General features: G+C 50.3%; 17 protein-coding genes and 1 pseudogene. 3 read left to right on the top strand and 15 right to left on the bottom strand.

Annotated elements, in window-relative coordinates; translation table 11 throughout:
* Window positions 1-92: 92 nt before the first annotated feature.
* The 4 genes from ACWHYZ_RS05045 to ACWHYZ_RS05030 all read right to left on the bottom strand — a co-directional run bounded on the left by ACWHYZ_RS05045 (window position 93) and on the right by ACWHYZ_RS05030 (window position 4,176).
* Window positions 93-1,163 carry a vWA domain-containing protein gene (locus tag ACWHYZ_RS05045; protein WP_447986195.1) on the bottom strand — a complete coding sequence of 357 codons (1,071 nt, stop codon included), beginning with the start codon at window positions 1,161-1,163 and terminating at the stop codon, window positions 93-95.
* A gap of 350 nt (window positions 1,164-1,513) precedes the next feature.
* Complete coding sequence (locus tag ACWHYZ_RS05040; protein ID WP_447986194.1) at window positions 1,514-2,197, bottom strand: CAAX prenyl protease-related protein; 684 nt, start codon at window positions 2,195-2,197, stop codon at window positions 1,514-1,516.
* A gap of 179 nt (window positions 2,198-2,376) precedes the next feature.
* On the bottom strand, window positions 2,377-3,030 hold the full coding sequence (locus ACWHYZ_RS05035; RefSeq protein ID WP_447986193.1) for a PEP-CTERM sorting domain-containing protein: 654 nt from the start codon (window positions 3,028-3,030) through the stop codon (window positions 2,377-2,379).
* A 384-nt stretch (window positions 3,031-3,414) separates the two neighbouring features.
* Window positions 3,415-4,176, bottom strand: coding sequence for a DUF4114 domain-containing protein (locus ACWHYZ_RS05030; protein ID WP_447986192.1), 762 nt, complete (start codon window positions 4,174-4,176; stop codon window positions 3,415-3,417).
* Between the two features lie 667 nt (window positions 4,177-4,843).
* On the opposite strand from ACWHYZ_RS05030, the pseudogene ACWHYZ_RS05025 reads away from it, so the two are divergent.
* Both ACWHYZ_RS05025 and ACWHYZ_RS05020 read left to right on the top strand, forming a co-directional pair.
* Window positions 4,844-4,990, top strand: a pseudogene (locus tag ACWHYZ_RS05025) (LEPR-XLL domain-containing protein); the annotation flags it as partial.
* 39 nt (window positions 4,991-5,029) lie between these two features.
* Window positions 5,030-7,114 (top strand): hypothetical protein, encoded by a 2,085-nt coding sequence (locus ACWHYZ_RS05020; RefSeq protein ID WP_447987650.1) that lies wholly within the window; start codon window positions 5,030-5,032, stop codon window positions 7,112-7,114.
* Window positions 7,115-7,261: 147 nt separating this feature from the next.
* Here the strand turns inward: ACWHYZ_RS05020 and ACWHYZ_RS05015 are convergent, their stop codons facing one another.
* The 10 genes from ACWHYZ_RS05015 to ACWHYZ_RS04970 all read right to left on the bottom strand — a co-directional run bounded on the left by ACWHYZ_RS05015 (window position 7,262) and on the right by ACWHYZ_RS04970 (window position 20,110).
* Entirely contained in the window at window positions 7,262-8,446 is a 1,185-nt protein-coding gene (locus ACWHYZ_RS05015) for a sterol desaturase family protein (RefSeq protein ID WP_447986191.1), read from the bottom strand.
* Between the two features lie 721 nt (window positions 8,447-9,167).
* A complete protein-coding gene (gene prsR / locus ACWHYZ_RS05010; protein ID WP_447986190.1) occupies window positions 9,168-10,538 on the bottom strand; it encodes a PEP-CTERM-box response regulator transcription factor in 1,371 nt (456 codons plus the stop codon).
* Window positions 10,535-12,664 (bottom strand): XrtA/PEP-CTERM system histidine kinase PrsK, encoded by a 2,130-nt coding sequence (prsK, locus tag ACWHYZ_RS05005; protein WP_447986189.1) that lies wholly within the window; start codon window positions 12,662-12,664, stop codon window positions 10,535-10,537. The genes prsR and prsK overlap by 4 nt, the downstream gene beginning before the upstream one ends.
* A gap of 2 nt (window positions 12,665-12,666) precedes the next feature.
* On the bottom strand, window positions 12,667-13,332 hold the full coding sequence (locus ACWHYZ_RS05000) for an exosortase C-terminal domain/associated protein EpsI (RefSeq protein WP_447986188.1): 666 nt from the start codon (window positions 13,330-13,332) through the stop codon (window positions 12,667-12,669).
* A gap of 1 nt (window position 13,333) precedes the next feature.
* Complete coding sequence (xrtA, locus tag ACWHYZ_RS04995; RefSeq protein ID WP_447986187.1) at window positions 13,334-14,284, bottom strand: exosortase A; 951 nt, start codon at window positions 14,282-14,284, stop codon at window positions 13,334-13,336.
* A gap of 275 nt (window positions 14,285-14,559) precedes the next feature.
* Complete coding sequence (locus tag ACWHYZ_RS04990) at window positions 14,560-15,648, bottom strand: glycosyltransferase family 1 protein (RefSeq protein ID WP_447986186.1); 1,089 nt, start codon at window positions 15,646-15,648, stop codon at window positions 14,560-14,562.
* Between the two features lie 100 nt (window positions 15,649-15,748).
* Window positions 15,749-16,777 (bottom strand): SGNH/GDSL hydrolase family protein, encoded by a 1,029-nt coding sequence (locus ACWHYZ_RS04985; RefSeq protein ID WP_447986185.1) that lies wholly within the window; start codon window positions 16,775-16,777, stop codon window positions 15,749-15,751.
* 14 nt (window positions 16,778-16,791) lie between these two features.
* Window positions 16,792-18,666 (bottom strand): asparagine synthase (glutamine-hydrolyzing), encoded by a 1,875-nt coding sequence (gene asnB, locus ACWHYZ_RS04980; protein WP_447986184.1) that lies wholly within the window; start codon window positions 18,664-18,666, stop codon window positions 16,792-16,794.
* 3 nt (window positions 18,667-18,669) lie between these two features.
* The gene (locus tag ACWHYZ_RS04975) at window positions 18,670-19,623 is read right to left on the bottom strand and encodes a D-glucuronyl C5-epimerase family protein (RefSeq protein ID WP_447986183.1); all 954 of its coding nucleotides are present in this window, start codon (window positions 19,621-19,623) and stop codon (window positions 18,670-18,672) included.
* A 25-nt stretch (window positions 19,624-19,648) separates the two neighbouring features.
* Window positions 19,649-20,110, bottom strand: coding sequence for a serine O-acetyltransferase (locus ACWHYZ_RS04970; RefSeq protein ID WP_447986182.1), 462 nt, complete (start codon window positions 20,108-20,110; stop codon window positions 19,649-19,651).
* Window positions 20,111-20,519: 409 nt separating this feature from the next.
* Here ACWHYZ_RS04970 and ACWHYZ_RS04965 point away from each other — a divergent pair, with 409 nt between their 5' ends.
* Window positions 20,520-22,481 (top strand): hypothetical protein, encoded by a 1,962-nt coding sequence (locus ACWHYZ_RS04965; RefSeq protein WP_447986181.1) that lies wholly within the window; start codon window positions 20,520-20,522, stop codon window positions 22,479-22,481.
* Between the two features lie 111 nt (window positions 22,482-22,592).
* Here the strand turns inward: ACWHYZ_RS04965 and ACWHYZ_RS04960 are convergent, their stop codons facing one another.
* On the bottom strand, window positions 22,593-23,237 hold the full coding sequence (locus ACWHYZ_RS04960) for a class I SAM-dependent methyltransferase (RefSeq protein WP_447986180.1): 645 nt from the start codon (window positions 23,235-23,237) through the stop codon (window positions 22,593-22,595).

The raw sequence follows: 23,237 nt of genomic DNA, 5'->3' as shown, positions 1-23,237 counted from the left end.
GCCCGAGTAGTGTGTGATCGGCAAGAAAAAGGCAGGTAGCTGGATGTCCAACTACCTGCCTTCTTTCTACCAGCGGTCGGCGTTAGAAGCGATTACGCCCGTCGACGAAACCGCCAAGCGCTCAGACCGACAAGGCCCGTGCCCAAGAGGAGTAAGGAAGCCGGCTCCGGTACAGCCGCACCGCCGACATGAATGAGGTCATTTTCCGTGGCGACCGTGCCACCATTAACGGTGGCATTGATCACGAAGGAATGATCTCCGGGCGTCAGTCCGGTGAACGTTGCCGTGAAATTGAACGTACGTTCAATCGACCGATCGAAGGAACCGGTGATGCATCCGCTCGTCGAAACTCCTACACCAGGCAAATTGCCGCTTGGTGAGAGACAGACAGAGCTATAGGTCGAAAAAGCCGTCGTGATAGCATTTTGAATGGCAGTCGCGACGGCACTGCTCGCGACACCATTGAACAGCTGTCCGCCGGTTGCAGTGGTAATGCGCGTCGCCTGGCCGGTGCCATCGAGGTCACCCACGTTGATGGCCTCGACCTTGATGTTCTGGCCCACGAGAGCCGCCGTCGCGGCCGCCTCGGTGACTCCGAGGCTCGGATCATGACCCGTCGCATCGCCAAACCACACCAGAATGCGCGCTGAGCCAGGACGCCATGCAGTCGTCGTTGCCACCTGCTGTAAACCATACAAATTGGCTTCAGGAAGATCTCCACCACCACTGGCCGACCATGCATTGATCCCAGCCGTGACTAGGGCCTGATTGCTCGTGAGTGCTTGGTTCGTTCGGTAGACAAACGCATCTCCGACGTCCTTGTACTCGCCTACACCAAACTGAACATTACCGAGCGAGGCAGTGGTAGAAAGAATAGTTGACGCGCTACTAATAACGGAGGCAATGGCCCCGCCCATGCTGCCTGTCGTGTCCGCCAAGAAAAAGACATCGACAAGCGATGTCGTGGGACGGCCGGCAGCTATGGTCACCGTCTTGTCGATGGTGACGCTTTCGCCCACGCCTAAAGTGTTCTCGTAGGAAGACGGTGAGACCGAATCGGCCAAGACCACGCTTGGGGCCGACATGGCGAATCCCGCCGTTAGCGAGAATAGGGCTGCCGTTGCGCGAACGATCCACCCTTGCTTTGCTGTCCTATTACCCATACTGCCCATCCTTTCGTTCGAAATGCCAAAACGGTTAGAACCTAATTACTACGTAGGTGGTTAGCATATTGCGTGCTAAGTTCTTTACATTCGAAGACCGTAAAGCCGCAGATAAAACTACCAATGTTTACGGCGTGTTAAGATAGAAAGGCAGAGCGGTTAGGTCTTGGGGGTTCGGATGCTAAAGGGAGAAAACGTAAATAACTTTTACAGTTCGTCGGATTATTAAGTTTTTTGAAGGCGCGATGCGCCAGGCACTAGAATTAAATCAATTACTTAAGTACCTTATATCTCTTGATCGTTAAGTGTAAAAACTCCCGACAGCCCAGACAGTGAGGATACTAGGTACATCACCACCACCGCCATTCGCCTGTCACAAACACATGGATACCAAGGGCGAAATTGGTCACGGCATGAGCAAGGATGCAGGGCCAGAGTCGTTTGGTGTAGTACAGCAGCCCCGTATAGGCGACCCCTGCCATCATTCCGGCCAGCCACAGATCATGCTCTAAGCCGAACAAGACGACCGTCGCGGCGAAGGAGAAGAGAGTAAACGTGCCTAGTGCAATGGAATCGAATTTCGAAGAGATCAAATAACGTATCAAGAACGAGCGCCAGAAGAGCTCTTCCATAATCGGAACCACCACTGAGGCGCCAAAGATTCGAATGCCGGCCAGGACAATCCCAATCCCAGTACCGGCGCGAAATGGATCATATCCTGCCGCTGTTCCATCCCCTTGCATGGCCCATGACCAGTCCATTCGCACCCAAGCCAAATACACCAGCAAACCGACGGTCACTGTAAGAAAAGCGTCCGCAGGGCCATTGATAGCCTTGTCCTTGAGCTCTCGATACTGCGGCCAAAAATAGATCAATAGCGCTAAGACAGCGGCAGTTTTGATGGGATAGAGCCACACATCGACGTGACTCGCCCAATCGCTTTGGCTCTCGTTAGAACCGCTGACCCATGAGACGATTTGAGCGACGGCCAGGAAGGAGAGATAGACGGCAAATGGAAGGATTCGAGCAGCCACCTGGTCTCAACTTCGCTGTGGGAAAATAGTCTGAAGAATAGTCATTTTTTGTTAAGCGGCTTTTATATCCAGATTTGGTGCGTGTGGAGAATGTAGCATACTTACGGTGCTTTAGTTAAAGCGAAGGGCCAGTCCGATGGAAATCGGACTGGCCCTTTGTGAAACTACTAGGAGGTGTCTTATACGGACTTTCGGCGCTTCATGCGGTACAGGCTAATTCCAGCCAATCCCGAGCCCAGGAGGATCAAAGAGGCTGGCTCTGGAACGGTCGAGGTCGGGCGAGCTCCCACCCAGAGAGAATCGCCACCGCCCACTCCGGGCGTGCAACCACTTGTCCCGCACGAAATGTTGCCGATGTGGACAAACCCGCGCACGAGGTTATTCGTGTCGTTGAAATCAAACGTGGCAGGATCCAAGTTCGTGCTTGTCTTGCTGATGGTTCCGCTGAAGGGCTCAAACCCAAGATTGCCATTGGACGGAATGTTCAAATCAAACTTTCCAGCGGTATAGCCGTCCGCTTGGATGGCGTCTTCATTGGCCGTAATGGTGGTGCCGGTAATGGACCATCCGGTGTTATTCAGCGATGGATCGATATTCAGGCCAAACTCTAGGACTTTATGGGTTCCTGCCCCAACCAGATCCACGGTGACATTCACACTACTTCCGTTATCGGTGAGCGTGATTGTCCCGTAGGACACACTGGGCGCACAGCCACTGGACGACAGGACGCAATTGAGGTCAAACGTCAATGCGTGCACCTGCGCAACCTGAATGAAACTCCCGACAACGAGAGCTGCTCCGAGCGATAGGAGCGATTTGAGTTGTCTTTTCATCGACTTCCCCCCTTTTGTTAATGAACGTAAACTAACGCCGTCTTTGTAAGCGTCAATCGTCTTGCAGATAGGTAATACAAGAGCTGTGCCTACGACTGCACCTACATAAGTTGCTGAGGTTAATAACAATACAGTAGTGCCATTAGGACCTGATCCAATGAGGGTTGTAAAGTGATTTAACAGCATTCGTCTCGCCACTCTTCCAACATGAATGAAAACGCTTATAAATCGAGTGATTAGGAGAAACGTCCTACAGGCGGTGAAAGTGTAAAAACGTCCGACAGTTTTACGTTGGGTTACAAACCAGTGCAGAGGCCCCAAAAAAAACCGGCTCGGGTTGTAGCCCGGGCCGGTTAACTCACGAAACTGGAAAGAATGATTGAATTACGCGTTCTTCCGGCGCTTCATACCCCAGAGACCGAGTCCGGCTAAGCCTGAACCGAGGAGCAGAACTGAGGCGGGCTCAGGAACCGGCTTGATGGACTCAACACGAACTACCATGTCATTGAAGTCATTATCCGTACCATCTTCAAACGCAAGGGCCCAGGTATCGCCACCGGCCGGCTTGAATGCCAGGGCGCGGGCCGTACCACCATTCAGCTGATCCAGCGTGAAGTAGGTCGGCGTCGGCGAACCATTCGGCTTCAGATAGAAACCAAATGCGAAAGGATCGATGCCGCTAAACGTACCGGAATTGACGCCCACACCACCAACAATGGTCAATGCTCCGGTTCCAGGCACTGCCCAGGAGACCGAAGCGCTGGCTCCTGGCACGGCGGATCCATTAAAAATATCCACAGTTGTAATCGCCGTGGTATCAGTTCCGGACCAAATGCCGAACGTTTGAACAGTAGAATTCGCCGTATATTCAAATACCAAGGTCGGGGCGATGGCCGGGAAAATCGGGGTAACAGCCGTCCACATTCCAGTGCTCTCTTGGCTCGTAACAGCGTTTAAGCCTGCTCCTGGAAACATGGCATCCAGAAGGCTTTGCAGGCTCGGCTCACTCGCAATGACATTCACAGGCACTGGGCGAACATTGCCCGTACTAAGAATAGGCGACGCAAACGCCTGTGACGACAGCCCGAGGGATAGGACCGCCGCTGCGACCCACATCCCTACTTTCGAACTTGCACTTTTCATCATCTACCTCCCTAAGTGTAATAGGCCCTATTTTCTACCGTCAGACGGTACTAAAGGATTTCAAGACCCATGCCATCAGACGGACTCATAATGTAAGAGCGATATAGCCGTATAAGTATCTAAATTTAAATAGATTGGCGTTGGACCGAGGCGTAGGAGTAGAAAGGGAATCGCAGCCTTAAATCTAAAATACAATCAGAATTCGTAAAAAACATTTACATAGGTTTTAACTTAGGAGGAGTGAGAGCAAGAAATAACAACTAATGCGGCAGGTTAGCGGAATATGCCTAACCAGTGACTTTTGTAAAATATCCCGACACTGGGATTCCAGTATCTCCCGATTTTACTTGGACATAAGTCTTATTGTACGAGCATCGAGATCCCCAAAGTTAAAAGTGCCTTACAGGCATACGTCTTCAAAGTAAAACGTTCAGTTGGATTTGATAAAAGTTGGAGAAATAAACGCCAACATATCAATTTTCTTTTGGGTCTAGATAAAGTACATAGTTTCCACTTTTCGTTCATTCGCTGTCTAAGCCTAAATAGCTAGGTATTATGTCAGTCCGTGATTACCAAAATACCGGTTCTCTCCTGTAGATAGTATGGACCGGTGCCGCCACTGATAAAGCAGAAAATAGACAATTACAAAGAGAACGCTTAGGAGGGCAACTTGATCAAGCATAAGAAGCACAGTGCCAAGAGTGGCTTATTCAGCAAGAAGGGCCAAACGTCCAGGCGGAAAAAGACGGCGACGGCCTACGCCCTTGAACTGCTGGAGTCGCGCGTCTTATTGTCTGCCGATCTTGCCGGTGCGCTTCAAGTGGCATCAGTCGGCCAAGCCGTCCCCCAGCAGGCCGTGCTTTTTAATGTCCAGGCGGCACCTGCTGCCGGTCAACAAACTATCTCGGTCTCCGAGGTGCTTGCAAAGCAGGCATCCTCCTTTCCTCAGACCTCTCATGACGCAAGCCAAGCTGCCTCGCAGGCCGCCTTACCGCCTACGGTCCAGCAGGCCCAACAGACCTTGACGGATGCCGCAATAGTCGCCCTACAGACGCAGCAACCGCTTAGCCAAGTGCCTGCACAACAAGCCGTTGTGAGCCCTCCGGTTACGTTACCTTCTGGCAATAATGGCGGACCAGCGACCTCTTCCACCGTACAACCTCCCTTGGTGCAGCAGGGTCAACAGGCCCTTACAGTCGCGGAAATCCTCGCGCTGCAGACCCAGCAGCCGATTACTCAAGTTCCAACACAACAAAGCGTTGCGAGCCCCGACATTCACCAGGGCCAACCGCGCCTTACGGATGCGGAAATCCTCGCGCTGCAGACACAGCAGCCAATTACCCAAGTGCCCACACAACCAATCCCTGTGAACCCCGTTCTCCCGTTACCTTCTGCGAATGGTGGAACATCAACGTCCCCGAGCATACAAGCTCCAACAAATGGCGCCATTAATCCGCTACCGCCTCAGGTATCAGTTGATACATCAATGCCAACCACGTCCGTGACAGTAAAGGTCGGTCCTCATGGCGACTATACCGATCTCCAAACCGCGCTTGATAATGTTTCCCTGGGGACGACTATTCTTCTGGAGCCAGGCGTTTCGTACACGACAACGCATGAACTTGGATTTGTGCTTCCCAATAAGACAGGGACAGGATGGATTGTGATTCGTCCCGACATGCCCGACTCTGCCCTACCGGCACCCGGCGCCAGAGTCACATCTGCCGATTCGGCATGGATGCCAAAAATCGTGAGAGGAGATGAAAACTCATACGCAATGTCAGTTGAACCAGGCGCTCATAATTATCGCATCATTGGCGTTGAGTTCTTGAACCAAGGGAACGCAGACACTAGATTAAATGGCGCATTTATCAACCTTGATGGAATGGAAAGCAGTCTCTCCGACCAGAGCAATCACATTGTTCTGGACCGTCTTTACGTTCATGGTCCCTCTGCGCCTGGATCGGACGGCGTTAAATTTGGAGTGATACTGGGAGGTCAATATCAGGCGGTTATTGGTTCAACAATCGAAGGCTTAGTCTCCGATGATGGGGAAGCAAAAGCAATTGCAGGCTGGGATGGCGCCGGTCCATGGTTGATTTCTAACAATTTACTGTCTGCATCCGGTGAAAACATCATGATAGGCGGCGCAACACCTATAATCAGCGGGCTCACACCTTCCGATATTGAGATAAGCCACAATCACTTTTATAAGCCATTGGAGTGGCGTGATGATTCCGCCTACACGTCCGGGCCAAACCGAGTACTGACAAAAAATTTGCTTGAGCTGAAAAACGCCCAGCGCGTCGTCATAGACTCCAATACGTTTGAAAATGTCTGGCCAGACGGACAATCTGGCCATGCGGTGGTGCTGACTCCAAGAGGAGGAGGATCGACAGGCAGTGACTCGTGGACGACCGTATCGGACATTGCAATTACAAATAACCAATTTCTGAACGTGGCCAATGGATTTGCCATATCGGGTGGTGGACCTACGATTTCCCTGGATCAAGGTGGCCCTACACAACGAGGAGGTCGCATTCTTATTGAGAACAATGTCTTCACAGGGTTAGGAGGTGATTACGACTCAGTCAACCTTTCTGGAAACTTTGCAACAATCGGGATGGGGCCGTCGGACCTTCAGATAAAACATAATACCGTTGCGTCGTATGCAGGGACCAATATACGGGGCACCACCCTAGCCTTTACTTACGGCATTTCGGATGAAGGTGCACTATTTCCACTCATTCACTTCGCCTTACAGGATAACCACTTCGCAGCCAGAGAATATCCCATGACTTTAAGTGGTGCACCGGACCTGAACACCCTTATGCCTGGCTATATTTGGACGAACAATGTCTTCGCCGGCCCTTGGCCAACCGGCGGGGGGTGGACTATTGACATGATGCCTCAAGGAAACGGAAATGAGTATCCAGCCTAGGAACTAGAGCTATCACTGGCTTCGCTGGCTCGTGACAAGCAAGCTTCCTAGAAGCAGGACTCGAAGTAGTGACTCTAAAGAATCAGTCTTAAGACCGCCTGGTCAATCGCGTGTGACTGCGGATATCACGGCTATGGGATTGCAAAGTTAAGAATCCCTGTTAGGACTACTAGCTAAGGCGTGGACTGATGCATTCCACTGCGCCTGAGTAGGCTCTCGTACTCCGATAGAAGGGGCTTTCGGCGGACTATTGTGCTGAAGGGAAGAAATGGGCAGGTCCTGTGTTGAGATGGTTTCGGCTTCTATTTGTCGCTTTCGACCAAGGCCTAATACAGCGTAGAACGGTTGGAAATACAGTTGTGTTACCGATGATAGATCTTTGGGGTCGTGGTCTGGTATGCCATAGCGAATATTCTCGCGATTTCGCGGAACATATAACGAACCGAGGATGCCATCCCAGATCGCGAGCATATACCCAAAGTTCTTATCCCAGTGTTTAGGGTCCTGGCTATGATGAATTTGATGTTGAGCAGGGCTAACAATGATCCAATTCATAAAACCGAATGACAGCCAGATATGTGTATGGCGGAGAACGCTACCTCCTAACAGAAATAGGAACGTAGCCGCGTTCACGCCGGCAATGGAAAGCAGCGTCATGTCTTCATGAGACATCGTGGCATATACCGCAGCCACCACGGCACTCAGAATCGACCCCACCACAGCATTGACTAAAGTTTCAATCGGATGTACCCGGTAAAAGGTGGCCGGCGTCAATACCTCAGCGGAATGGTGCACTACGTGGAACTTCCATAACATTGGTACTTTATGCATCATTAAATGACCGAGGAATGACCCGAGGTCGACAAGAATCACACCCACCAGGAACGTCACGACGACACTTTTAGATAGAATAGGCATCGACGGTAGGACATGAAGGAGAGCTTTATAAACGAGCATACTCAGCCCAGCGATAAAGGGCATATACACAAGACCACTGATCGTCAGATCCACAAGGGCAAATTTATAATCGAGTATCGCCGAGCGATGCTGAAAGATCTCTCGTGGAAAAAGGAAAGCTTTGAATGACTGGTTCGAAGAAATGACTCCTTTTCTTTTCCCGCAGATGAAGACCCACCACGCCAGGATAACAGCCGATATAAGATAGGGCCAACCAGTCTTAAAGTTTACATCCAATACTGCTTTGAATGGGCCTAGGATAACGAAAATGAAACTGTCTAGGGACTGAAATGGCGCTAAGAGGTAAGAGCACGCTTTACCCAGCAGATAATCTAGAATTGAACCTGAGGCATCTGAACTGCTTTTGCAATCCATAATAAGTACCATTAACTAGTATTATACTTTTGCAAAAGCAGTGCCTTTCAGTGGGAATATACAAATAAATGAAATCTTTGAAGTTGCCAGAATTGACTAAGCACAATTTTGTAAAATTTTGATTATTGTATAATGCGCGCAGGCCTTAGTTTGTGCCACTAACCTTTATTCTCAATGCCTTATATAGCGATGAGTTTGTGTAAAATTCTTTGACAGTATGTGAAGGTGTTCGTCGGCACTCAGCTCTTCCCCGAAGGAATACACCAGCCAAACCGAAAATCGACTGCGCTGCTGTCCTCAACCAGGAAGAACCGATCTGAAGAAGAGCAAGTATGCCGGGTAGCAGATAGCGACAGCGTTAGGGAAGGTATACAGGGGGCCGGCGGCCAATATCCGTCGCCTTCCGCAACTGAGGGCCAAAGCTGAAGGTCAAACAGTTGGTGGCCAATCTGACCTTAGATAAGGTCATGCTCTAGGAGATGCTGGCGAAAAAGCTATAAGACTCACTCGCAACCGTGTTCGTTGCACAAATTAGCTGGCGAGTTTCCGTTTAGCGTGCGGCGAGCGTGTGTACCGCTGCTGTTAAGTCGAGCGACGTGGTGACCGGACCAATCGTGGACACATTTGTGAGATCGCCCAGATTGAGTGCAGAAAGTTTTCCTTTTGAGTGGAATGATCACCTGGACGTGGTTAGCAATTGAGAGAGGCAATGCCCTGCATATCAACGGTCTATGGAATACTTAGTAAGAAGGCCGTGGAGAGTGGGTCGGCTGATGCCAAGTTCCGTGGCTGCTTTACTGATGTTTCCGCGGTGTTTAGCAAGCGTTCGCTGAATAAATTCTTTTTCGATTGATTCACGGGCATCTCTGAGGCTTTGACCACCACCTTTTGTTCCCACACTAGAGATTTCAAGGTCTTCGGGAGTGATTCGGTTTCCTTCGGTCATTACCACGGCACGCTTGATTCGATTCTCCAGCTCCCGGACATTGCCAGGCCAATCATGCCCTTCAATAGCTTTGATGGCCTGAGGCGTGAAGCCGGCAATCTTTTTCTTTAATTCATTCCCGTATTGCCGCAAGATAGAGTTTGCAAGCAAGACGATATCCTCACCTCGATCGCGAAGCGGGGGGACGACAATTGTGACGACTTGTAAACGATAAAACAGATCCTCGCGAAATGCACCGGCTTGGATCGCCTGACTTAAATCGCGATTCGTGGCAGCAATGACTCGCGCATTGACGGCAATTTCTTCTCGTCCTCCGACCCTGACGATTCGCTGTTCCTGAAGCACGTGCAAGAGTTTGACTTGAAGCGTAAGAGGAAGTTCTCCGATCTCATCCAAAAATAGGACGCCGCCATCCGCAGACTCGATTCGCCCCTTTCGCTGCATATGCGCGCCCGTAAATGAGCCTTTCTCATGACCGAATAGTTCACTCTCTAAAAGATTCTCGGGGATGGCCCCGCAGTTAATTGATACAAATGGGCCCGCTTGCCGGCCACTGTAGCGGTGGATCGCGCGGGCCACCAGACCTTTGCCAGTTCCACTCTCGCCCGTGATGAGCACGGGTACTTCGGACGGTGCGGCCCGTCGAACGATCGTGAAAATTCTTTGCATGGGCGGACTGGCCCCGAGCATATCGCCAAAGCCTTCATGACGCTCTTCATGCTGAAGGACCTGGTTCTCGCGGTCGAGCTCGTACAGATAGGTTGCTCGCTGAAGAATGACCTTGAGCACCTCCAACTGGACAGGCTTGTGGATATAATCGTACGCACCAAGTTGCACGGCCTTCACCGCATTGGTCCGGTCACTGTTTCCGGTCATCACGACCACTTTCGTCAGGCGGTTCAAGGCGAGAATTTCTTCCAAGGCAGCCAGTCCTTCCGTCGCCCCATCGACATCACCCGGCAACCCAAGATCAAGGGTAACCAGCGCTGGAGACTCCGTGCGCGCCAGCGATACAGCCGTTGACCTGTCTTCGGCTTCCACCACCGAATATTCCTTGGCCAGTGCCCATTTGAGTTGTTCTCGAATCTCCGCATCATCATCGACGATGAGAACCGTAGGCCGCCGATGTTCAAGGGTTTCCATCATGCTTCAGCTTGGCTCCTAGTATGACTGATGTGAGACAACGCATCGACCTTAGAAGCAAAAGGCAGGGTAATACGAACCAACGTACCCTGACCAACTTGGCTTTCGATACACATCGTGCCTTGGTGGGACTCGACGATGCGTTTGCACTCATAGAGTCCGACGCCAAGTCCTTCCTTCTTAGTCGTCTGAAACGGGTGAAACAACGTTCTCAGAACGGATGGCGAGATCCCGGGACCATTATCGGAAATTGTGATGACAGCGGCACGTTCGCCGCAGACCGTTTTTATTTCGATCGCGCCTTTTTCGCCGCATGCTTGCTGGGCATTCAAAATGACATTGAGCAAGACTTGTTGAATTTGATCTCGCTTCATCCGCACGGGGGGAAGGTGCGAGTCAATCCTTCGGATCGGTACGCGCAATCCTCCGTTAAGTGAATCCACGGTCTCTGACAACACTGCTTGCAACTCACTCACTTCCCAATCGCCTTCTTCGGTGGCATGAATGGACCCGACGCCGGGAGAAAGTTTGGCAATCAGTGCCATCATCTTTTGCACGGTGGTGGAAACCGTGCGCATCGCGGATTGCTGGAATGCAGGGTCCTGCCCATACTCTTCTGCATTTTGCATGACGAGTGATAACCGGGCTGCGAGATTCTTGATGTCGTGCAGACAAAAAGCCGAGAATCGATGGAGTGCTTCCAGTTCTGAGGCGGCCCGCCGTTGCTCCGCCAGTTCTGCAAGGGACACAAGCATGGCGACGTGATGAGCAATGGCGCGAAGCAAATCGGCATCTTCTGTGCCGTAGGCTGCTCCCCGTTCCTGACTGAGCGTGACAAATCCCACCAAACGATTGTCCGATCGCAGAGGTGCGCACAGCACAGCCCTCGTCATTTCCCAAAAATTATCGTCCGTGCCGGCGCCTCTGACTGACCTCAATTCTTCAGCGCCTAAGGGATCCTCCGTATTAAGGAGTTTGTGTATGAGGGGATGAGTGAGAGCCATTGGTGGCGGAGCCAATTCAGTATTGATAGTCCGTACCTGGTGAAATCGGCCATCTGCTTCAAAGCGCATCCAGATTGAGATACGGCCTGCACCGAAAGTGGCACTCAAGACATCCAGGAAACGGTCGAGGATGGCATCCACGGACGCACAGGATCGGAATGCTTCGGTCAGTTCAAGCCATTTAGAACGATAGTCGTATTTCACCCGGTAAAAATAGCGGCTAATCGTCCGTTTCAGCGAACTTCGAACGGTCCGCGACGAGAGGACAACGACGAGGCCGACAACGGCCAAGAAGATCACCAATGTACTGAGCGCCGATCCTAGTGACTGGTCGGTATAGCGTAACAACTCTCCCACCACGCCAACGGCAAACAGATATATCCCGATGACGAGGAACGTGACTGATCCGTACAGCACTTGGGGAGCCACGTACACTTTTGATTTAATTTCCTGAACGTGCACCCGTCGTAATCCGTAGATCACCAGAACGATAGAAATTAATGTTACGAGGCTGTCAACGAGCGCATCGTTAGGCTGCCAGATCGGGAACAGCAACAGCCGGCTCGACTCGTACACCCTGTAACCACCAAATGCGCCAAGGCCAATGACAATAAATTTCAACTGGTAGCGGATAGGGTCGCGTGCTCTTCGTAGAATTTGCTCAAGCTGCGCTAATCCCAATGCCAGCGTAAAGACAATAAAGATATAGTCGACCCGGCCCAGTCCTCCTAAAGTAATGAGTCCGCCCTTGGTCTGGAAAGTCAGCTCAGACCACGCAAGAAGACTAAGTCCCACACCAATCACCAGGACGGCATGTGCGCGCCAACGAGCACCCGCTTCACCCTGCAAGCTTGCGACTCGCATCAGTGCCAACCCGATATAGAGCAAGGCTGCCGGAAAAAGAAGTTCACACAGCAGTGTGAGACCACGCCAAAGTGGTACATCAGTAGAGTCCACCAAAGCCATGCCATTGGCAGCCTGCATGACGCTTCCAACGAGCAGGACAAAGACGATGGCGCGATTTAACGAGTTGGCTCGATCTTTCTTAACGATGAGAAGACAGGCAAGGGAAAAGGTCAGACCGCTAACGACGAAGGCAGATACAGGGGAGAGAATCGCGCCCACTGTCAGGTTACTCTCTCTCCGGCGGGCATGTAGTCAAGAAGCAAAGGCCACATATCCCGTAGAAAGCTCAAGCCGTATTGGTACGCTTCTTCCGTGGTGGTCGTGACCGGGACCGAAATGCGCACGAGTGATCCATCGGTCCGATTTTGCGTCATGGCGTCCCAAATCATATAACCCTTGGCCCAATACTCACTGGCAATGACTCGACCCCGATCCTGATACCAGTAGAGGATCATTTGCTTGTCTAAGCCCTTTTGGATCAGCACCTTATTGATCTGGATGGATGTGCCTTCCGATATCGGCACGGCAACCTGATCAGTCTCCACAAATTGCCAACCCGATCCTGGCAAACAATTCTTGGGAGAATGGTACGTGGACCCTGTTCTCTGACTCTGGTAGTAGCCGACGTAGAGCCAGAGGGGCGTCCCCCGCACTTGCGCTTCTTGAGATGGAACATAGACGCGCATCATATAATCGCTCAGTCTTAAGATGTCGAGCACGGTTTGATCCATCCCAAGCTCTTTCCCGTGCCATTTGTCGGCGATGGCAAGAGGAAATTCAGAAAACGGTTTCTTATTGAGGGTAGGTTCACCGTGAGACAACAGTTGGATGGAACCCCATGTCATCAATAACATGGTCATCGCGACCACGACGGGCCATCGTTTCATATCAGGTATGTCTCCCTTGCGCGGCAGTTCTATGACCGTGGCCCATCTTCGACAACAAACCACCACAAGCAAGCAACAGTAAAAAGGCGACCACAAAGATAAGCCAGCCTGAAAACGTATGATAAAACCCCTCAGCAGCCTGCGACCCCCAATAGTTTGCCAAGACTCCCGTACCGCTAACGCGAAAAGCATTCGCTGCGATGGCGATAGGAACTGAAAGCAGCACCAGGGTCCAACGCTTCCATGTCGATCGCTGAGAGAAGTACGCGTACACTGTGCCCAACGCCAAGAGTGCTTGCAGGGATCGAATTCCGCTACAGGCTTCTGCCACTTCGAGTGTGGTACCCGCCAGCACAATCACGTTCCCTTCTCGTAAGACAGGAATTCCGAAATTGAACAAGCAAAATTCAGCCGTTCTTGCGGCAAATAGTTGCAACGGAAATGCAACGGCATTGACCACGATAGCCGGCAACGGAACCATGAACAACATAAAGGCAATGGGGAACATGAAGGTCTTCAGCGCGTCCCGTCCCATAATCAGCAGGACTAAACCCGCTATGACTACGATGAGCGACGATCGCTGGAGATAGAGTTCCGCCCCAATTGATCCGATGACCAGCATCAATAAGCCACTGGCCAACAGGGCGATACCCCACAGGCTGGGCGAAATGCGAATGACCTTGAGTCGGTCCCACCGCTCCCACACGAAATAGCCAACGAGCACCGGCACCAGAAATCCATGTGAATAATCGGGATCGTCATTCCACTGGATCCCCAATTTGACTAGGACTTCATGATAAAGGCCGGCTAACAGGGCGACGAGAGCACCGACAACCAGCATGGCTTGCCAGTTCCTTGAACCGCCGGTGGAGAGTGCCTCTCCGGGAGCTATCTCACCAGGCAAACTGCCGGCTTGAGACTGCGGGAATTCTTTAGATAGAGTTCTATCCATACAATGTGTCCATTGTTAGCGAAACACACTCCGTTGTCTATTAGCCAAGTGGATAATAATACTGTCCGTCACAGGATATTCAAAAGGATCTCTGTCACACCCGCCCACCCCAGGCGTTGTCTCACCCACCGACCCCGCGCCAGCCAAGACAGGCGCTTTTCCAGAAGGACGCGCCCTTTCCCAGGGGAAGCCGCAGGGAGTGCGGTGACTGAGGCGTACCCTCAGAGGTACGTCGCAGGGAGATGCGCAACTGAGAACGAAGTGGGAAGCCCTTTTCAGCATCCAGACTTCGGTCGACTCTGCTCGATAAGCCGGCTAATATGCTCAACTCGAGCGTCCCAGCTTTCATGGCTGACGGCGGCCATGCGCTTGCGCACCGCGGAAGGACTCGTATCCAGCACTGCCGCCTCTAACTGGGCGACAAACTCATCACGTGTGTGACCAATCCCTACCACGCCATCATACTGTTTCACTTCAGGTAGTGCAGTCGATGCAACAGGAAGTCCCGCAGCCAGATATTCTCTGAGCTTGATAGGGTTCACATTTTCAGTTAACCGGTTCACTTTAAAGGGAAGAATGGCCGCCGTGAATCCTTTGGCGAACCCCGGCAGCGAATCGTACGATCGCGAGCCAATCAAGTGAACATTCGGCAAGCCCTGCAAGATTGCGCAAGAAACGTCCGCTTTACCGATGAGAGCAATAGACCAATCTATATGACGTTCGGCCACATATCGGATGAGATCCAAATCAATCCACTCCCCGATCAATCCCCAGAACCCGATGACTGGCCGATTAAGACTGCGCAACTCGGCTGCGACTTCAGTCGACGCCGCTTGCACTTTGGCAAAATGTTCACTGTCGACGCCGTGTGAGACCAAGTGCGTCTCGGCATTCAAGTGGCGCTTAGTCGCATAGAGCTTTTCCGCCGACGCGATGACAACATCACTTTGCCGAATCAAACTGTGCTCCATCTGCTCCATGAGTTGACTGTTCAGAAAGCTAAATGCGGACCACTCGTCGACACAATAATAAATGAGCTTGTCCGGTTTTAAGTAAGGAACGAGTGGAGCCGTCGTCGGCATGAACGTCCACATATGAAACCGATCCATCCCCAATCGTCGCGCGTGATGCCGAATATATCGACTCAGCAACCATGCGTTGGCAGTCGGAATGCCCGGCACCTCGTGAAATGGAATGGCAAGCGGAGTGAGCACGTGTAGGTTTGGGGTCACCGATACCGGGCCACTGCAAAACTTTTTGACCTTGGCTACAATCCGAGACGCATCATGGGCCGTGGCTCCTGGACGGCGAAGGCCGATCGAATTGACCCACAGCACGCGGTTGGACCGCGCAAGAATTTTCATGACCTGATGCTTGCTGGTAGGATCGGCATCCCAGTCGTTCGCAAAACATACAATGTTCTGGCCAGACATCATGACTATACCTGGTACTTTCCGTTCATTACTATGAAATGCCTCGGTTGTGCCTCGGACCATTAGCACGAAAAAAAGAAACAATGGCTTCGGCTGCCAGCTCATGTCCCCGAGAGGTTAAGTGGACACCATCAAAGAAGAGGTGTTCAGTTTTGTGCTGCTGAAGGATCGGATTGAGGTCCAAGAAAGGAATTGATAATCCATCAACTATCGATTTGTACTTCTGAAAATCTTCACGGCATCCATCATATCCATCATAGCCATTCGAATCTGGTACAACCACGACGAAGCTTACGATTCCGCTCTCTTTCAATCCAGCCAATGTCGTTTTCACCAATTCAAGATTCTTCTCCAGAGTTTCCGATGTTGATCGAGCTTCCGCTGTCTTTGATTGACTCATCCTTTTTAGTACAACAGAGTAGGCACGTCGCAATATTACTGAACCTCCATAGATAAGACGACTGGATGGCTTGTTTTCCCAAAATCCATTCTCTTCCAATGACATCTTAGGTCGCCGAAAATCAGCCGAGGAGATTACCCATACCAGACAGTCGCTCTGATACAGTCCGTTTTCGCCTATATAGGCCACCATATTTTGAATTCCCCATCCCGGCGCGGATAAATTAACGGATTCTGCCTTGAGTCCTTCTTCGTTTTGGAGCAACTGCACAAAACGGTTCACAAATAAAGCGTGATCTGAAACTTCTCCTCCTCCATAGGTGATGGAATCCCCTAAAAAGGCAGTACGAAATGTAGATTCGGGCTTAGGCACGGCGAATTTCTGACCGCGAAAACCGACATTATTAATCTGAAACCGGTACCCACGAGGTGACACCGATTGGTTTGGTCGCATCAGATATCCATAGTATGGATTAGCTTCAAATGCAGGGGGATCGATAATATCCCACCACCGCACAATTCCTTCACCCAGACAAAAAGATATGATAAAAGCAACCGCAACTAAAAATGATTTGTGGCGCCAATCTTTGAGCCGCTTGCCCTGATCAGGAATGATAACTTCGCTGCTTTTAGGCTTTATTTCTGGGATTAGACAGTGCAAGGTCTATAACCTCACTATACCTGTACGCGAAATTCATGAAACCATGATTCTAAAATTAATAAACCCCAGAGTTCGTTCGCGTAATCTCCAGCCCCAGACTTGTGCTCCTGCAACAGGCCACGAATAACGCCCGCGTCAAGATAGTTACTGACAGCGCTTTTTGGATTTAGCAGCATGCCAGTCGCCAAATCTTTGAGCCCATTCTTGAACCACTCGGAGACAGGAACAGGGAATCCGGCCTTTGTCCTGTAAATAACGTCGCGCGGCAAATACGGCTCCATGATCTTTTTCAACAAATACTTGCTTTCGCCCTTTTGAATCTTTAGTGAAATTGGCAGCCGAGCGGCAAATTCCACAAGACGATGATCCAGAAACGGCACGCGGAGTTCAACGGAGGCGGCCATAGTCATTTTATCGGCCTTCACTAACAGATCGTCCGGAAGCCAGGTCTTCGTATCGATAAAGAGCATGCGATTGAGATCATGATCGGTAGAAACGCGATCATAGTACTGTGAAAAGGTCTTTTCGGCAAAGGTTTCCTTGTTGTCGGCCCTGAAAATCCCTGGCTTTATCAGCTTCTCTCTGATGCCTTCCATGAAATGTCCAGACACCCCGTGATAGCGTTGTTCGAGCGGCTTTCCAAAGAGGCGAAGGTATCGGGCTAGCTTCCCACCGCCCGCGCGCGGGGCCACGGTTTGAGACCCCGCTCTGAGTAGCGGCGACAAGATGCCTGTTTGCAGGCGGTTCATGAACTCCATCTTTTTGTAAATGGAGTACCCAGCAAAAATTTCGTCTGCGCCTTCACCGGATTGCAACACTGTCGCACGCTCTTTTGCATACTTGGCCAGGAAATAAAGTGGGATACAGGCCGCATCGCCCACGGGCTCATCCAAATGCCAAACCAGTTTCGGAATCCAATTGGCAAAATCCTGCGCCTGTAGAGTCAGCTTGTGATGTACTGTGCCAATATGCCGGCTCACACTTTCTGCATAATCAAATTCGTTGATTCCTTCGGCATGTTCATAGCCCACCGTGAACGTCCTAAGCTTGTCCGACAAAGTCTTCTGGAGGACGGCCACGACAGCACTGGAATCGACTCCTCCGCTCAAAAATACCCCGTACGGAACCTCGCTCATGAGATGATCATGACAGACCTCGGACACGAGCGCCTCAAGCTCCTGAGCAGCTTGTCGCTCGTCGCGATGATTCTCCTCAAAGGTGAGTTCCCAGTACGCGCGAGTAGTAATCGTCCCCTCTTGCGCAATCATCGTATGGGCAGGCTCCAGTTTATAGATGTCCTTGAACATGGTCCTCGGCCCTGGAACATAGCGAAGGCTCAAATAAGCATCCAACCCGTCATGATCGACTCGTCGTTCTATTTCCTTAATGGTCAGAATTGCCTTGATCTCTGATGCAAAAATGAGTTGGCCGTGATGAACCGTATAATAGAGCGGTTTAATGCCAAGTCGATCTCGGGAAAGGACCAGCCGACGACGTCTAATATCCCAAAGAGCAAAAGCAAACATGCCGGTGAGGTGCGACTCAAAATTGTTCCCGAACTGTTCATAGGCATGCAGGATACATTCAGTATCCGAGTGAGTGCGGAAGATATGTCCTTTGGCTTCAAGGACATTTCGAAGTTGACGGTGGTTATAAATCTCGCCATTGAAGACAACCACAATTGAGTTGTCTTCGTTGAACATCGGCTGCTGCCCAGTATTCAGATCAATGATGCTGAGTCGTCGGTGTGCCAAATGGACAGGACCTGAGACGAAAAACCCTTCATCATCCGGTCCACGGTGGACCATTGCATCAGCCATCCGCTTGATGTGGGATGAATCAGTCGAGACATGCCCATCGAGGTCTAATATGCCCGCTATCCCGCACATGCTTTAGTTCCTTGGAAGGCCCAGCCGGGCTCGATTTTTTGTAAATGCAAACATTAAGAAGATTTCAACTTTATCGATGAAGGTGCGTTGTTTGGTGTCCCATAGAGTCGCAAAATGTTCGACGGTGGTATCCCCTGTTAAGCGGCCAAGGATTAAGAGAAGTATCCCGTTAAGCTTGTGATAGTGCGGGGGGCAAAGGTAGCCATGTGATCCGTACCAGCTCCATTTATTTCGGTAGTTCCAAAATTCGAGTGTCCCTTTCAAACCATCGATGCCGTCCTCGAATAAGCGACGGATATCAGCGGAACCAGTCTCAATTGCGAGATCGTAGAGTCCCAGTAAACTGAAGAGAAAACCATCAAGTACTCTGGGCAGTGGATACGCCGGATACTCTTCGTAGAGCGCTCTGCCGCCTTCGAAAGTTCTCACCCCGCCTTTCTCAATGTCTTGCGAGAAGACAATAACGGCTCTCTTGCAGAGATCGAGTAGTTCCCGATCGCCATTAATTCGATAGCCCCGTACCAAAGTGCTAATGACCACACCCTGATACATGGCAGATATCCAAGGAGAGTCCAGCTTGCAGAAACCTTCCTGCCAGTCAAAGTAACAAGGCCAGACTACAGCACCGTCTACTCGGTGCACCGCATTGGCCTTGAGCCACGCGACTTGGATCAGAAATTTCTTAAGATAGTCCTTGTCATGGTTTTTCAAATACTGCTGCAAATTCGAGAGTCCCCACCAAGCAATAAACAAGGGATTATATTGAGCGCCTTGTGCACGGTAGCGCTTTCTGGGAACTTCCTTTTGATCGAAGTCTAAATTATCCAGAAAAAGTGATGGGTTCCACAGATAATAGTGGAGGCAATCGGAAGGTCCAGCCTTTTCGATGACCTCAACTGGATAATCCAACCTGAAACCAAAGATTTCCTGTTTCAGAGCCCGTAAGGCAAAGCTCAAAGACCCGCTTAGCATGCTGTGCCTGTCACAGGCTTTCTTTGAGTCGGCCAATGCTCGTTACCGGCTCATTTTCAATACGGATCACGCGGGCTGGGACTCCGGCGACAACTGCCCCTGCAGGAACAGAATGTAATACAACAGCGTTAGCGCCAATCGTTGCGCGTCGACCAATTCGCACATCCCCCAAAATCTTAGCGCCCGCACCGATAAATACATCATCCTCAATAACCGGCACGCCGAACATGCCAGAACGTCCACCAATCGTCACGCATGGGCTAATCATCACATGACGGCCGATTTTAGCGCGCTCATGAATTACGACAGCAATTCCTCCATAGCCAAGCTCTGTGCCCTCTCCGATTTCGCAATGTCTTGGCACAACGCACCGAAATACCAAGATGGTTAGCTTTTCCAATAGCAAAGGGAAGATAGGAATCTTAAGCTGCTGAAAAATCCTGGCAGTCCTATAGAAAGAGAGTGCTTTCAAAAACAACTCCTTTTCGGCAGTTAAACAACCAAATTCCTTTAGGTACTATGGACAAGCTAGGACTATTGATCAATTATCCGTGAGTGGTGGGTGATACTACTTTTGTAGACTTGTCTTAATAGCGTCGCCTGCGAAATAGTCATACGTCTGACTCGATAAGTATACAGATTATTGCGGATTAATGTTTTTCAACACCTTAGCAGGTGGTACCATAATTAACGGCACGTCTGTTCAAAGTTGTCTGAAACTCTCAGAGCATACGAATTTTCAAAAACTTTAATAAATATATAGATATCGATACTTTAGCTATTTTGCACATATGAGATACCTAATGGCATACCCCTTGCTCACCCCACATGGCAGTGCATGGTTCCATTGACATGCAGGAAAAGAAAAGGAGGCGTGCACCATGTTTAAGTTGAAGCTAGTCCTTTCAGGACTATTGATGCTGCAGACAATCTCTGCTTATGCGGCCACTCCGCCTGAGCTGCCCCGAGTGTATGTTGATACCTCGATGCCGACCACGAGCATTACAAAGACCGTCTGCAATAGTGGTTGCAACTACACGAATGACCAGCTCCAGCAAGCAATCGACGAGGCACAGCTCGGCACAACGATTCTCTTGCAAGCAGGTGCCATATATACGCCACTGGATGACCGTGGATTTCTGTTGAGGAATAAGACCTCTGGCAATGGGTGGATCATCATTCGGACATCTGCGCCTGATTCTTCTCTACCTTCAGCAGGTACAAGGCTAACTCCAAGTTACGCAAACGTGTTACCCAAAATAGTGCGGTCAGCAGTCGGCAACTACGCGATGTCTTGTGATGCCTCCTCTCATCATTATCGGATTATGGGCATCGAATTTATGAATCCGGGCAATAAAGATACCTTGCGCATCGGGAATTTTGTAAATTGCGACTCGATTCAGCAGACAACTCTGTCGAGTCAGAGCCATCATATTTTGTTCGACCGAGTCTATATGCATGGGCCTTCAGCGCCTGGGGCATGGACACTGAAGTTCGGCATAGTGTTTGGTGGACAACATCAGGGAATCATCGATTCAACTATCGAAGAAATCACGTCAAGCGACGGAGAAGCTAAGGCGGTTGTTAGTTGGGATAGTGCCGGCCCTCTAGTCATTCGAAACAATTTCCTGTCAGCATCAGGCGAAAATATTATGATCGGAGGAGCCACGCCTCTGATATCTGGGCTTACGCCTTCCGACATAGAGTTTCGACACAATCACTTTTATAAGCCATTGAAGTGGCGAGATGATCCAGCTTATAGGAGTGGGCCCAATCCTGTGTCAACAAAGAACTTGTTCGAGCTAAAGAATGCTCAGCGTGTCTTGATTGATGGGAATATCTTTGAAAATGTTTGGCCGGATGGACAGACGGGTCAAGCGATGGTTTTAACTCCCCGCGGCGGCGGTGCTACTGGGAGTGACTCCTGGACCACTGTTTCTGACATCAGGGTAACCAATAATAAATTTATAAATTGCGCTAATGGTATTGCTCTCTCTGGAGGGGGACCGACGATTGAACTAAGTCAAGGCGGGCCCACACAGCGAGGCGGACGATTTCTTTTTCAAAACAACTTATTTGTCGGTCTAGGAGGAGACTACGATCCGAATTATACTTCCGGCAACTTCGCGAATATCGGCATGGGGCCATCCGATGTTCAGATTAAGCATAATACAGTCGCTTCTTATGCAGGCAGTACAGTTCGAGGCACTATCTTTAGTTTTAGTTATGGGCTTTCCGATGAAAAAGCGCTCTTTCCCTTGTCAAATTTTGTCGTACAGGACAACCTCTTTCATGCGAGACATACGCCGATAGTTTTGAACCAAGCACCCGATATGAATACACTCATTCCAGGATATATTTGGACAAACACAGTAATGGCTGGGCCATGGCCGACAGCCGGCGGTTACCAAGTGACATATCCCATTCCTATGCCGATTGGAAACGGTAATAGTTATCCTGGAAGCGCGTCAAATATTGGATATGTGAATCTGTCTGACAGTAATTATCATTTGGCATCGAATTCGCCTTACAAAAACGCAGCGTCCGATGGCAAAGACATTGGTGTGGATTGGGCCGAATTTGATGCAGCACAGAACTCATCGAATAGTGAGCCTTTAGTGGCGTCGACGACGCCACCATCCTCCTCACTGTCAACCGGCTCTACATTGACGACAAACCCGACACCATCTTCATTATTGTCTACGGGCTCTACATCAACGACAACGAGTTCGGCCGTTTCAACCAGTATTCCCTCTACGACGACTTCACCCACTTCCACTAAGAAAGATACGGGCAAGAACTTCTTGGGTAAGCTCAAACAGTTAATGGATAGAGTAAGGTGAGATAGATCTAGATTGTATTATAGGACATGTACGTTCCGACTCGGGGATAAATGGCCTGGCCGTTCCTTTAGCGGTATATACTTCTTTCATGCGTACCCTGGATTTTCTGGTCTATCGTCCTCTGAGCTTTCGAATTGAATGGTAGATGAAAACAGGGAAGCTTAGGAATTCACGCGACTTTTCCTCTCTAAACAGCTCAAGACCGTACCGCGAGTAGTACTCATTTAATCGACCCTTAGACTGATATAGCGTATCGCCGAGAAATGAAGGCAACCGTCTACCCGTCATAGCGTAATGCCACGTATTGACAAGAGCCCGAACTCCATAAATTCGATATTTCCAAGGAACAGCCCCCAGCACATACTGAAGGTAGTAACCTGCACCGTGATAGCAAATTCTGCCAATCCCACCCGGTTTGAGAACACGGCCTATCTCTTGGAGAGACATTGCTTCATTCGTATAAGGGATAACAACCTTGCATATTACGCCATCACAACTCGCTTGTTTCAACGGCATTTGCTCCGCAACACCCTGAATCACCTTAAGGCCGTCCTTACCACATCTCTTGACATGATTCCTGTCAAGTTCTATCCCAATTGGAGCACACCCGCGGAGTTCGAGTAATTGCAATTGCTTTCCAGTGCCACACCCAATATCGACTATCAGAGCGCCATGAGGAAACTCCCCAAAGTCAAATTCATCGGATACATAGTCTCTAAGGTTGAGCAGCTTCATGCGGTCAGCGCCCGTACCCAT

The organism is Nitrospira sp. Nam74 (assembly GCF_965152615.1).
Note: the sequence above shows the minus strand (reverse complement) of the source record. Positions and strands in the feature narration are given on the sequence as shown.

Coding starts and splice junctions, on each gene's coding strand:
- ACWHYZ_RS05015 (WP_447986191.1), bottom strand. CDS start 8,446: ATGGATTGCAAAAGCAGTTCAGATGCCTCAGGTTCAATTCTAGATTAT.
- asnB (WP_447986184.1), bottom strand. CDS start 18,666: ATGTGCGGGATAGCGGGCATATTAGACCTCGATGGGCATGTCTCGACT.
- xrtA (WP_447986187.1), bottom strand. CDS start 14,284: ATGGATAGAACTCTATCTAAAGAATTCCCGCAGTCTCAAGCCGGCAGT.
- ACWHYZ_RS05030 (WP_447986192.1), bottom strand. CDS start 4,176: ATGATGAAAAGTGCAAGTTCGAAAGTAGGGATGTGGGTCGCAGCGGCG.
- ACWHYZ_RS04965 (WP_447986181.1), top strand. CDS start 20,520: ATGTTTAAGTTGAAGCTAGTCCTTTCAGGACTATTGATGCTGCAGACA.
- ACWHYZ_RS05035 (WP_447986193.1), bottom strand. CDS start 3,030: ATGAAAAGACAACTCAAATCGCTCCTATCGCTCGGAGCAGCTCTCGTT.
- ACWHYZ_RS05045 (WP_447986195.1), bottom strand. CDS start 1,163: ATGGGTAATAGGACAGCAAAGCAAGGGTGGATCGTTCGCGCAACGGCA.
- ACWHYZ_RS05000 (WP_447986188.1), bottom strand. CDS start 13,332: ATGAAACGATGGCCCGTCGTGGTCGCGATGACCATGTTATTGATGACA.
- prsR (WP_447986190.1), bottom strand. CDS start 10,538: ATGATGGAAACCCTTGAACATCGGCGGCCTACGGTTCTCATCGTCGAT.
- ACWHYZ_RS04960 (WP_447986180.1), bottom strand. CDS start 23,237: ATGGGTACGGGCGCTGACCGCATGAAGCTGCTCAACCTTAGAGACTAT.
- ACWHYZ_RS04990 (WP_447986186.1), bottom strand. CDS start 15,648: ATGAAAATTCTTGCGCGGTCCAACCGCGTGCTGTGGGTCAATTCGATC.